Origin of the sequence: Brachymonas moutaii (nom. illeg.), assembly GCF_049977365.1 — a bacterium.
Lineage (GTDB): Bacteria > Pseudomonadota > Gammaproteobacteria > Burkholderiales > Burkholderiaceae_C > Brachymonas.
Map to the genome: position 1 here is coordinate 192,444 of NZ_JBNGEN010000001.1, position 12,340 is coordinate 204,783.

A 12,340-nucleotide genomic window follows, 5' to 3' on the forward strand; every position below is an offset into this window, starting at 1 on the left:
GGTGCGGGTTGCCATTTCGTTTTCTGTTTTCTTTTTTGTTTTTCGCCATCATGCATATCGACGTCCGGATTCTTGATTCCCGCCTGGAAACTCAGATGCCAGCCTACGCCACCCCTGGCAGTGCCGGACTGGATCTCAGGGCCTGTGTGCAGGCACCTCTGGTACTGCAGCCGGGAGGCTGCGAGCTTATTCCGGCGGGTCTGGCTCTGCATCTGGCCGATCCTGGCTATGCGGCGCTGATCCTGCCGCGTTCCGGCCTGGGGCATCGACACGGCATCGTGCTTGGAAATCTGGTCGGCTTGATCGACAGCGATTACCAGGGCGAACTGATGGTCAGTGCCTGGAACCGTTCGGCCGTTGCCTACACCATCGAGCCCATGGAGCGCATTGCCCAGCTGGTGATAGTTCCCGTCATGCAGGCACAGTTCAGGGTGGTGGAAGATTTCGGGCAGGCGACCTTGCGGGGAGAGGGGGGCTACGGTTCCACCGGACGCTGAGCGCGACGAATCTGCCCATCGAGCTCCGGTACAGGGGCTCGATGGGTATGGATGGTGCTGGTCTTATTGCCAGCGGGAGGCTGCCAGCATGGCGGCCAGCTTTTTCTCGACGGGCAGAGGCTCGTGATCCAGCTGGGCTGCCAGCAGTTCGCCGCTGAGCATGGCGAGCGTCAGCCCGCGCGCGCCCATGCCGCAGCACAGATACACACCGTGCAGAGCGCAAGAGGCTGGCGCAGTATCTTCTTGGCCCGCGGTTCCACGAGAGGCTCGCTGGGATGGGCTTCGGTGGCCTTCCTCTGGCAGCAGCGCGCCTACCGCTGGCAGGCGATCGGGAAAGGTTGCGCGTACGCCTGCCCATCCATGCGCCAGCCCCGATGCGAATGTCGTCTCCAGTGCTGCTGCAGACCGTGGATGCAGGATGCGGAGCTTGTCGAGTATGGCCGGCATTTCGCTTGCACGTACCGAAGCATCGTCGTCTTCGCGGACAAAGGTCGATCCTGTGGTCCAGATCATGCCCTGATGATGACCGATCTGCCAGGGAATATGGGCGGCCATGCTGCCCTTGCCATTGATGGGCAGTGAGGGCAGCTCAGTGGGGGCGTCAGGCACATCGGCTTCCCATCCCCAGGCGATCTGCCCCCGAAGGGGATGCAGGTGCAGGCCAAAGGGCGCAGCGTGTGTGTCAGCCGGTCTTTTGTTTCCTCTGGCAGGCATGGGAGCATCTTTGGGCGCGAGGTCTGCCAGCTGCGCAAGCAGGTTCTGCGTGGCGTGTGCGGCAGCCAGCACGACGATATTGCCCGAACCTAGGCATCGTCCGTCCGTCGTATATGCCTGCCAGTGCGATTCATCTGGTGCGTCCGTCGTCTGGGACAGTGCCGCAACCTCGGAGTCTGTGCGTATCTCGATGCCGGGATGCGAAAGCAGGGCCTGCACCAGAGCAGGAGGTTTGATCCAGGCCGCACAGGCATGCCACATCACCGCTGGCGCATCAGGCAGCAGGGCTCGGGCGCGTATGTCCTCAGGAGCGGGGCATGCCCAGGGAGTCGCAGCCGCACGGAGGTCCGAGGAAGATGCTTCGGTCCAGGTACGGGGCAGTTTGACACGTCCCTCCACACAATGCTCCACCACCCCCGTGGGAGCCCAGTCCGTGCCGGGCGACAGATGGTCAGCCGCACGTGCCAGGGTGCAGCGGATGCCTGCCCGGCTGATCTGGCTGATGCGGGTATCGTCGGCAGAGGTATGGGGAACGACAAGCCCGACCGGAAGCCCCGAGGCCCCAGCGGCAGGCCCACTGCGATCAAGTACCACGACTTTCCAGCCACGGCGTGCCAGGCTGTAGGCACAGGCCGCACCGCTCAGCCCTGCTCCGATGATGAGCGCACGGCGTGGCTTCTGGGGCTGAGGGGCAGATGGCGCAGGGCTCTGCCAGCGGGGAGCCCAGGTCAGGGTGCATTCCAGCGTGTCGTGCGTGGTCGATGGTAGACGCGGTACCGGTGCCCGCTCGCAGTCCTGCCATCCCTTGCTTGCCAGGTGGTGCAGCAGGGCATCCGACGCAGGGGGCGGGGAGAGCTGCATGGTGAGCCGGGTGTGATGCCGGGCACGGGCCGTGAGGGCCGATACTACCGTGCGCATATCCTGCAGAGCGGGGTCAGCAGCTGCAGGGTCGGGCCAGTGCATGCGGATGGCATCGAAGGTGCCAGTGGCATCCAGCAGTGCCTGCCCCATGGGGGCTACGACCACATGCAGAATCAGCCGCTCTTCGTGCAGCACCATGCGGTGCCATCCGGGGAGCAATCCCCACCACTGTCTTTGCAGGGCATCGAGCATGGCGCCTTCGGCTGCGGCAGGCATGGGGAGGAATGGAGCGCGCGCACGCCATGCACTCCACTGGTTCAGCACGTCCCCCCAGGACGGGGGCTGTTCGCATTGCCAGACGCAATGCGATACCGAGTGGGGAGCGGACTGGCCATGCGTCCACCACTGGACCCAATGGCGCCAGAAAGGAACCAAGTCGTGCCCTGTTCCCAGCAGCAGCACTCTGGAATCGAATACAGGGTCGGACATGGGGGCAAGGGGGGGCGGGATGGGAGACGGTCAGAGATCAGGCCGCAAAGACTGTGCCTGCGTGCTCTGGTTGCTCATGTGCTGCCACCCGGAGCAAAAAAGCCTCAGGCCTTGGGCGCTTCCGCAGCAGGCGGCACATATCCGGACGCCTGTTCGGCACCGGCACCGAAGAAATGGTTTTCCATCTGGCGGGCCAGATACTGACGCGCGCGTGCATCCGCCAGATTGAGGCGATTCTCGTTGACCAGCATGGTCTGATGCTGCAGCCATTCAGCCCAGGCTTGCTTGCTGACATTGTCGAAGAGGCGCTGGCCGAGCGCACCGGGGTAGGGGGGGCGATCCAGTCCTTCGGCTTCCTTGCCCAGCTTGACGCAGTGAACCATGCGAGTCATGTCGATTCCTTCCTTCTTAGCACAAATGGAAATCCAGGGTGGCGCCATTGTATGCCGGCATCTCGCGGTGCCGGATTGCACCGTCAACAGCCCCATTCGGTGCAGGGCATCGTCCGGATGCCCCTCCGATGCAGGGTTTCCCCCAGCATGGTGTTTTCCCTGCCATTTCAGCGGCCAGTCTTTTGCATACTGTGCAGGAAATGCAGGCCTGACGCGGACTTATGTTCCATGCAGGCGTCCGGATGCAGCCCCGGCTGATGTCTGGCTCCCTTTTCAGTAAGAGGACTGTAAGTGCCTCCATGCACATTGGCTCGCGAGCAATGCACCCGTCATGTGCCATTGCGCACCGGCTCATATCCATCAAGAGAATCCGTTCGAGGAGACAAACATGACAGCACAAACCGGCGCCATCGAATCCGTCCTGGTCGAGAACCGCGTGTTCCCCCCCTCCGAGGCCACCATGGCACATGCCCGCATCAGCGGCATGCCCGCCTATGAAGCCCTGTGCAAGGAAGCCGAAGACGATTTCGAGGGATTCTGGGCACGCCTTGCACAGAAGTACGTGGTGTGGGACAAGCCCTTCACCAAGGTACTCGACGAGTCCGAGGCTCCGTTCTTCAAGTGGTTCGATGACGGCGAACTCAATGCTTCCGCCAACTGTCTCGACAAGCACATGGGCACCCCGGTCGAGCACAAGACCGCCATCATCTTCGAAGCCGACGATGGCAGTGTCACTCGTGTGACCTATCGAGAGCTGCTGGGCCGGGTGAGCCGCTTTGCCAATGCACTCAAGAGCCAGGGTGTCAAGAAAGGCGACCGCGTCATCATCTACATGCCCATGACCATCGAAGGCGTCGTGGCCATGCAGGCTTGCGCCCGTCTGGGGGCTACGCACAGCGTGGTGTTTGGAGGCTTTTCCGCCAAGGCGCTCCACGAGCGCATCGTCGACGCAGGTGCCGTGGCAGTCATCACGGCCAACTACCAGATGCGTGGCGGCAAGGAGCTGCCTCTCAAGGCCATCGTGGACGAGGCGCTCAACGAAGGCGGCACCGACTGCGTGAAAACCGTGCTGGTGTTCGAGCGCACCGCCACGGCCTGCCACATGGTGGCGGGTCGCGACAAGACCTTTGCCGAAGTGCTCGAAGGTCAGGACGATGTCTGTCCTGCAGTGCCCGTCGGGGCCGAGCATCCCCTGTTCGTTCTCTACACGTCCGGCTCCACCGGCAAGCCCAAGGGCGTGCAGCACAGCACCGGGGGCTATCTGCTGTGGGCCAACACCACGATGCAGTGGACCTTCGACATCCAGGACAGCGACATCTTCTGGTGTACCGCCGACATCGGCTGGATCACGGGGCACACCTACATTGCCTATGGACCTCTGGCTGCCGGAGCGACCCAGGTCGTGTTTGAGGGCGTACCCACCTATCCCGATGCTTCCCGTTTCTGGAAGATGATCCAGGACCACAAGGTCACCATCTTCTACACGGCTCCCACGGCCATCCGCTCTCTCATCAAGGCAGCGGACAGCAACGACAGCGTTCATCCGCGCAACTTCGATCTGTCTACCCTGCGCATCCTGGGCAGCGTGGGCGAGCCCATCAACCCCGAAGCCTGGATGTGGTACTACAAGCATATCGGTGGCGAGCGCTGCCCGATCGTCGATACCTTCTGGCAGACCGAGACGGGCGGTCACATGATCACGCCGCTGCCTGGCGCTACGCCCCTGGTGCCTGGCTCCTGCACGCTGCCGTTGCCCGGCATCATGGCGGCCATCGTGGACGAGACGGGGCAGGATCTGCCCAACGGCTCGGGTGGCATTCTGGTGGTCAAGCGCCCCTGGCCCAGCATGATCCGTACCATCTGGGGAGACCCGGAGCGGTTCAAGAAGAGCTATTTCCCCGAAGAGCTCAAGGGCTACTACCTGGCGGGTGATGGCGCAGTCCGCAGCGCCGACCGGGGGTATTTCCGCATCACCGGTCGCATCGACGATGTGCTCAACGTCTCGGGCCATCGCATGGGGACCATGGAAATCGAATCCGCCCTGGTGGCCAAGAGCGATCTGGTGGCTGAAGCAGCTGTAGTGGGGCGCCCCGACGACCTCACAGGTGAAGCCATCTGTGCCTTTGTGGTGCTCAAGCAGGGCCGTCCCAGTGGAGATGAAGCCCAGCGCATTGCCAAGGAGCTGCGCGATTGGGTCGCCAAGGAAATCGGCCCCATTGCCAAGCCCAAGGACATCCGCTTTGGCGAGAACCTGCCCAAGACCCGCAGCGGCAAGATCATGCGCCGTCTGCTGCGCAGTCTGGCCAAGGGAGAAGCCATCACGCAAGATACGTCTACACTCGAAAACCCGGCCATTCTCGACCAGCTGGCCAATTCGAACTGAACGTCAGACTCCGTGACAGCCTTTGCAAAGACCCTTCGGGGTCTTTGCTGCTTTCTGGAGGGGCGTTGGGGATGGCGCCGGAAGGGGGGAGGCCAGACGGCGCTGAGTGGTCCAGACGGCTTCCCGGATATGTCCAGGATCCCACGCCGTCATTGTCCTGTCACTTGCCGGTCCTTCCTGCCTCTTCCCATATCCACCGGCAATGGCTTCTCCGTGATTCCTTGGCCGCTTCATATTGAGAATAATCTCCGAATCCATCAGTTCGTCAGTTTCTGGAAAGGAGAATTCCGTACAGAGAAATTCCCCCTGAGCGGGCCAAGGTATTTCCGCTTCAGGGCCAAATGGAAAATCCGAACATTCACCGAACGATACCTTCGGGGAGCCGGGGCGCATACAGGGTATCCCTGTTCCGATAGGGAACACGCTTAAAAGAAACGTACAATGAGGGGGATTTGACGTAAGCGTCAATGGCTTGTCGCAACAGGCGTTGCATGCGGGCATGGCCCGAAGGGCTGCATGGGTGGAGCTGGGGTTTGCACCTGGTTCCCATACCTGCAGTTGTGTCGCATGCTGCGCACAAAGGGAAGACCGCTTTGCTGCGACAGCCAACCCTTCGGGGTGACAAGTGTGGGGTGCCCAGCGCCTGCCATTTTTCCAAGAGTGAATATTAGGAGATACCTTCATGAAAGCTTTGGTCGCCGTCAAGCGCGTGGTGGACTACAACGTCAAGGTGCGGGTCAAGTCCGACAACACCGGCGTCGAACTGGCCAACGTCAAGATGAGCATGAACCCCTTCGACGAAATTGCCGTGGAAGAGGCAGTCCGTCTCAAGGAAAAGGGTGTGGTCACCGAAGTCATCGCCGTGTCGTGCGGCCCGACCCAGGCTCAGGAAACCCTCCGTACGGCCATGGCCATCGGTGCAGACCGTGGCGTGCTCGTCGAAAGCAGCGAAGAGCTCCAGCCCCTGGCTGTGGCCAAGCTGCTCAAGGCGGTTGTGGAGAAGGAGCAGCCCGACCTGATCATTCTCGGCAAGCAGGCCATCGACGACGATTCCAACCAGACCGGCCAGATGCTGGCTGCCCTGTGTGATCTGCCCCAGGCCACTTTCGCCAGCAAGGTCGAAGTAGCCGACGGCAAGGCCACGGTCACCCGTGAAGTCGATGGCGGCCTCGAAACCGAAGCACTCTCCCTGCCGGCCGTGATCACGACCGACCTGCGCCTCAATGAGCCCCGTTATGTCACGCTGCCCAACATCATGAAGGCCAAGAAGAAGCCCATCGATACGCTCAAGCCCGAAGAGCTGGGTGTGGATGTCGCTCCCCACCTCAAGACGCTCAAGGTGGTCGAGCCTGCCAAGCGCAGCGCCGGCATCATCGTTCCCGATGTGGCTACTTTGGTGGACAAGCTCAAGAACGTGGCCAAGGTCATCTGATCCGGCATCGCATCGCACCCCATTTCAGAATTCAAGGAGATACCCTCATGACTGCACTCGTGATTGCAGAACACGACAACGCTTCCCTCAAGGCCGCCACGCTCAACGCCGTGACCGCTGCTGCCCAGTGTGGCGGTGATGTGCACGTGCTGGTGGCAGGCGCCAACGCTGCCGCTGCTGCACAGGCGGCCGCCCAGATCGCCGGCGTGAGCAAGGTGCTGCTTGCCGATGGCACGGCCCTCGAAAACGGCCTCGCCGAGAATCTGGCCGCCCAGGTGATTGCCGTCGCTCCCGGCTACAGCCACATCCTGTTCCCTGCCACGGCCAGTGGCAAGAACGTTGCCCCCCGTGTGGCAGCGAAGCTGGACGTTGCCCAGATCAGCGACATCACCAAGGTCGACAGCCCCGACACCTTCGAGCGTCCCATCTACGCCGGCAATGCCATCGCGACGGTGCAGAGCAGCGATGCCACCAAGGTCATCACGGTGCGTGGAACCGGTTTCGATGCGGCAGCAGCCACCGGCGGCAGTGCGGCTGTCGAGACCATTGCAGCCGTGGCGGACAGCGGCAAGTCGACCTTCGTGGGTCGTGAAATCACCAAGAGCGACCGTCCCGACCTGACCTCCGCACGCATCATCGTGTCCGGTGGCCGTGCCATGGGCAGCTCCGAGAAGTTCCAGGAAGTGCTCACGCCCCTGGCCGACAAGCTCGGTGCCGCCATCGGTGCCAGCCGTGCGGCAGTCGACTCCGGCTACGCCCCCAATGACCTGCAGGTGGGCCAGACCGGCAAGATCGTGGCTCCTGACCTGTACATGGCCATCGGCATCAGCGGTGCCATCCAGCATCTGGCCGGCATGAAGGACAGCAAGGTGATCGTGGCCATCAACAAGGATCCCGAAGCGCCGATCTTCAGCGTGGCCGACTACGGTCTGGTTGCCGATCTTTTCACCGCCGTGCCGGAACTGGTCAACGCCCTGTAATGCACCTGCGCATGAGGCCGTCCCTGACTCCGCTTTCGTGCTCCTGAATTCAGGAGCACGGGCAGGGTGGGGCGGCCTTTTTGCGTTTTCCCTGGCGTGGACCATGCAGCAAGTGTTCACGACCTTTATTCCTAGACTTGCAAACCGAGGAGACTGATCCATGAGCTATACCGCTCCGATTCAAGACATGCTGTTCAACATGACGCATCTGGCCGACCTGGACAAGGTGGCGGCCGAGGTGCCTCAATTCGCCGACGCAGGTCTCGAGACTGCCCAGGCTGTGCTGGAAGAAAGCGCCAAGCTGGCTCAGGACGTTCTGGCTCCCCTGAATTTCGAGGGTGACAAGCACCCCTCCACGATCGAAGGTGACGTGGTCACTGCGGCTCCCGGCTTCAAGGATGCCTACCAGCAGTACGTGGCTGGCGGCTGGCAAGGTCTGCAGCATCCGTCCGAATTCGGTGGACAGGACCTGCCGAAGACCATCGGCTCTGCATGCTACGAAATGTATCAGGCGGCCAACATGAGCTTCGCTCTGTGCCCCATGCTGACCGATGGTGCCATCGAGGCCCTGCTCACCGCAGGTTCCGACGAGCTCAAGCAGACCTATCTGCCCAACCTGATCTCCGGCAAGTGGACCGGGACCATGAACCTGACCGAGCCGCAGGCCGGTTCGGACCTTTCCCTGGTGCGCAGCCGTGCCGAGCGCAACGGCGATGGCACCTACAAGGTGTTCGGTACCAAGATCTTCATCACCTGGGGTGAGCACGACATGACCGAGAACATCATCCATCTGGTGCTGGCCCGCGTGGCCGGTGCACCGGAAGGGGTGAAGGGCATCAGCCTGTTCGTCGTGCCCAAGTTCATGGTGAACGCCGATGGCAGCGTGGGCGACCGCAACGACGTGCACTGCGTCAGCATCGAACACAAGCTGGGCATCAAGGCCAGCGCCACCTGTGTGCTGCAGTTCGGTGATCACGGCGGTGCCACCGGCTACCTCGTGGGCGAAGAAAACCGTGGCCTCGAATACATGTTCATCATGATGAACGCGGCCCGTTATGCCGTGGGCATCCAGGGCGTGAGCGTGGCTGACCGCTCCTACCAGCACGCTGTGGCCTATGCCCGTGACCGCGTGCAGAGCCGTCCGGTCGACGGATCTGCCAAGGAAGCCGTCACCATCATTCACCACCCCGACATCAAGCGCATGCTGCTGACGATGCGTGCCTACGTCGAAGGCGCACGCGCCATGTCGAGCGTGGCAGCTGCTGCCTATGACGTGGCTCACCATCATCCCGATGCAGCCACGCGTGCCGAAAACCAGGCCTTCTATGAATTCCTGGTTCCGCTCGTCAAGGGCTTCAGCACCGAAATGAGCCAGGAAGTCACCAGCCTGGGCGTGCAGGTGCACGGCGGCATGGGCTTCATCGAGGAAACCGGTGCAGCGCAGTACTACCGCGACAGCAAGATCCTGACCATCTATGAAGGCACCACCGCCATTCAGTCCAACGACCTCGTTGGCCGCAAGACGGCCCGTGACGGCGGTGCGCTGGCCAAGGCCGTGGCCGCTCGCATCGAGCAGACCGAGTCCCAGCTGGCTGCCAGCCAGAGCGCGGATGCCAAGGCCGTGCTGGCTGCCCTGACGGCTGCCCGTCAGGCCTATCTGCGCGTGGTGGACTTCGTGGCTGCCACCACCAAGAGCGATCCCAACGCCGTCTTTGCAGGCAGCGTGCCCTACCTGATGCTGGCCGGCAACCTGGTCAGCGGCTGGCAGCTGGCTCGTTCCCTGCTGGTGGCCGAGGCCAAGCTGGCGGATGGCAGCGCTGCAGGCGATGCCTTCGGCCCCCGCTTCTACAAGGCCAAGGTGCAGGTTGCCCGTTTCTACGCCGACCACATCCTGAGCAAGGCCGATGGTCTGGCGCACACCGTCATCGACGGACATTCCGCGACCAACGTCTTCGAAGTGGAAGCATTCTGATCGCGCTGCCGTTCGTGCTCCAAAGGCTTGTCCTTTGGGGTATGCACGGCGCCGTGGAATGCCGAAAAACCCGGCCACGCAGGTGGTCGGGTTTTTTTATGCGACGTGCAGTGCATGGAGCATGACAGGGAGATGAAACAGCGGACAGCCCGCCGTGGCAATGGCTCCTATGCCGTGTAAGCCTGCAGGATGCGCTGAGCAACCTGGTCCACGCCAGCCTCGGTCAGATCGTCGGTGCCAAAGGGCGCGAACTGCCGGGGGCCGTGGTAGTTCTCGTTCTGGGATTGGCGATAGAGCGGATCGTAATGCTGCACCAGCAGCGCACGCACCAGTTCGGGCCACTGTTCGCGGGCGATCAGGTCCTGCCATTCGGAAATGGTCTTCTTGCCCAGCCGTGCGGTGAGACGGTCTATCTGCGAACTCAGCCACAGCGGATGACGCATCGCATAGTCGTAGTCCCGGAGCAGGAACGAGACCCGGGCATCGGTGCTGGCCAGAATGTCCAGGCAGGAACTTTCCCGCATCCGCGCGATCAGCGGCTCGGGCAGGTGAAGCACGCCAATGCGGCGGCTTTCGGCTTCCACAAAGACCGGACGCGAAGGATCGAGTGCGCGCAGTTGCTGCCACAGCAGCGTCTCGAAGTGTTTCTGGGAGGGTTGGATCTGATCGGGCAGTTCTCCGAGCACAGACCCCTTGTGGGAGGCCAGGCCTTCGAGATCCAGCACTTGTCCTCCGCGGGCTTGCATGGCCTGCAGAATACGGGTCTTGCCACTTCCGGTGGCTCCGCACACGATCCGGTAATCGAACGAAGGCGATAGCGAGGCGATGTCCTCCAGCACTCTGGCGCGGAAAGCCTTGTACCCGCCTTCGAGCTTGTCGGCTTCCCACCCCACTTGCCGCAGCACGATCTGCATGGCACCGCTGCGCTGCCCACCGCGCCAGCAGTAGATGAGGGGGTGCCAGGTGCGCGGCAGACTGGCGAACCGCTCTTCCAGGTGCCGGGCAATGTTGCGCGAGACCAGGGCGCCACCGACCTTGCGTGCCTCGAAGGGGGACACCTGCTTGTAGAGAGTACCCACCCGGACCCGTTCCTCGTCCGAAAGCACAGGGCAGTTGATGGCGCCGGGGATATGGTCTTCGGCAAATTCGGCGGGAGTGCGCACATCGACGATGGCATCGTACTGATCGATGTCACCGACGGAGACAAGCCAATGGGGTTTCATGGGGCAGAAGCAGGGCAGAGGGAGGCAGGCCGCCATTTTAGAACGTCCCCCAGCTCCCAGAGGGCCTGCGCACAAGGAGTCTGTGCCCTGCACTTGCGCCTTGCGGGAGCCACCATGCCTCTTTTCTGTCGTGAGCACGCAGCCTGCTGCACAGGCAGGGGCAGAAGAGGCAGGCGTATCATCTCGTACATTCCCTGTCTCCAGGGCAGGCAGAGCGTGTAGATGCATGCACCCTCTGCCGTCGGAACTTTTCAGAACGGTTGGTGTTGGCATTCATGGAACCTCTACGTCTCACTTCGCTTGCCCATGGGGGTGGTTGCGGCTGCAAGATCGCACCGGCTGTGCTCCAGAACATCATGGCCGCTGTGCCCCAGGGACTGATGCCCCCGCAATTGCTGGTGGGCACGGAATCCTCGGACGATGCGGCTGTTTACCAGATCAATGAGCGTCAGGCTGTGGTGGCCACGACCGATTTCTTCACGCCCATCGTCGACAATCCCACCGACTTTGGCCGCATAGCGGCCACCAATGCCATTTCGGACATCTACGCCATGGGAGGCACGCCCATTCTGGCGCTGGCCCTGGTGGGGATGCCGCTCGATCGCCTGCCCATCGAAACGATCGGCCAGATTCTGCAGGGGGGGGCATCGGTGTGCCGCGATGCCGGAATTCCCGTGGCAGGGGGACATTCCATCGATGTGGTGGAGCCCATTTACGGCTTGGTGGCCATCGGACTGGTCGATCCCGCACATCTCAAGCGCAACAGCGGCGGTCAGGCTGGCGACTGCCTTGTGCTGGGCAAGCCGCTGGGCATCGGCATCCTGTCTGCCGCGCTCAAGAAGGACATGCTCTCGTCGCAGGGCTATGCCGAGATGGTGCGTCTCACGACCCAGCTCAACAAGGTGGGCAGCCGGCTTGCCACCATGCCGGGCGTGCATGCCATGACCGATGTGACCGGTTTTGGGCTGGCAGGGCATCTGCTTGAAATCTGCCGTGGCTCCGGCCTGGGTGCCACGGTGCGTTTCGACGAGGTGCCCCTCATTGTCGAAGCACGCACGCTGGTGCAGCAGGGCATTGCCACCGGAGCCTCGACCCGCAACTGGGCCAGCTATGGCGAGAGCGTGGAGCTGGAGGCGGGTGCCGATCTCTGGCATCAGAAAATGCTGACCGACCCCCAGACTTCAGGGGGGCTGCTGGTGAGCTGTGCGGCCGACGAGGTGGGGCAGGTGCTGGCTGCATTCCATGAGGCAGGGTTCGAGTCGGCCGCCGTCATAGGGGCGCTGCATCAGGGAATACCAAAAGTGAACGTTCGTGCTTTTTCGTGATATGTTCCCAGGGCCTGGAATGCCGAGCGGAAAAGGACGTTCCCTTTCCTGACAGACCCAGGCGCCATGACA

General features: G+C 62.4%; 9 protein-coding genes. 6 read left to right on the forward strand and 3 right to left on the reverse strand.

Annotated elements, in window-relative coordinates; genetic code table 11:
- Window positions 1-50: 50 nt before the first annotated feature.
- Window positions 51-497: a dUTP diphosphatase gene (gene dut / locus ACP2WS_RS00885; RefSeq protein WP_426459048.1), complete on the forward strand. Its 447-nt coding sequence runs from the start codon at window positions 51-53 to the stop codon at window positions 495-497.
- A 63-nt stretch (window positions 498-560) separates the two neighbouring features.
- Here dut and ACP2WS_RS00890 read toward each other — a convergent pair whose 3' ends face one another.
- Both ACP2WS_RS00890 and ACP2WS_RS00895 read right to left on the reverse strand, forming a co-directional pair.
- Window positions 561-2,561, reverse strand: coding sequence for an FAD-dependent oxidoreductase (locus tag ACP2WS_RS00890; RefSeq protein WP_426459050.1), 2,001 nt, complete (start codon window positions 2,559-2,561; stop codon window positions 561-563).
- Window positions 2,562-2,665: 104 nt separating this feature from the next.
- Window positions 2,666-2,953, reverse strand: coding sequence for an oxidative damage protection protein (locus tag ACP2WS_RS00895; RefSeq protein ID WP_374493903.1), 288 nt, complete (start codon window positions 2,951-2,953; stop codon window positions 2,666-2,668).
- 388 nt (window positions 2,954-3,341) lie between these two features.
- On the opposite strand from ACP2WS_RS00895, the gene acs reads away from it, so the two are divergent.
- The 4 genes from acs (at window position 3,342) to ACP2WS_RS00915 (ending at window position 9,720) form a co-directional block, all read left to right on the forward strand.
- The gene (acs, locus tag ACP2WS_RS00900; protein ID WP_374493901.1) at window positions 3,342-5,336 is read left to right on the forward strand and encodes an acetate--CoA ligase; all 1,995 of its coding nucleotides are present in this window, start codon (window positions 3,342-3,344) and stop codon (window positions 5,334-5,336) included.
- A gap of 682 nt (window positions 5,337-6,018) precedes the next feature.
- The gene (locus ACP2WS_RS00905) at window positions 6,019-6,768 is read left to right on the forward strand and encodes an electron transfer flavoprotein subunit beta/FixA family protein (RefSeq protein WP_426459052.1); all 750 of its coding nucleotides are present in this window, start codon (window positions 6,019-6,021) and stop codon (window positions 6,766-6,768) included.
- A gap of 47 nt (window positions 6,769-6,815) precedes the next feature.
- A complete protein-coding gene (locus ACP2WS_RS00910; RefSeq protein ID WP_426459054.1) occupies window positions 6,816-7,748 on the forward strand; it encodes an electron transfer flavoprotein subunit alpha/FixB family protein in 933 nt (310 codons plus the stop codon).
- A gap of 160 nt (window positions 7,749-7,908) precedes the next feature.
- Window positions 7,909-9,720 (forward strand): acyl-CoA dehydrogenase C-terminal domain-containing protein, encoded by a 1,812-nt coding sequence (locus ACP2WS_RS00915; RefSeq protein WP_374493895.1) that lies wholly within the window; start codon window positions 7,909-7,911, stop codon window positions 9,718-9,720.
- A 167-nt stretch (window positions 9,721-9,887) separates the two neighbouring features.
- Here the strand turns inward: ACP2WS_RS00915 and mnmH are convergent, their stop codons facing one another.
- Window positions 9,888-10,943 carry a tRNA 2-selenouridine(34) synthase MnmH gene (gene mnmH, locus ACP2WS_RS00920; protein WP_426459056.1) on the reverse strand — a complete coding sequence of 352 codons (1,056 nt, stop codon included), beginning with the start codon at window positions 10,941-10,943 and terminating at the stop codon, window positions 9,888-9,890.
- 275 nt (window positions 10,944-11,218) lie between these two features.
- Between mnmH and selD the strand changes: the two genes are divergently transcribed.
- Complete coding sequence (gene selD, locus ACP2WS_RS00925) at window positions 11,219-12,268, forward strand: selenide, water dikinase SelD (RefSeq protein WP_426459058.1); 1,050 nt, start codon at window positions 11,219-11,221, stop codon at window positions 12,266-12,268.
- Window positions 12,269-12,340 lie beyond the last annotated feature (72 nt).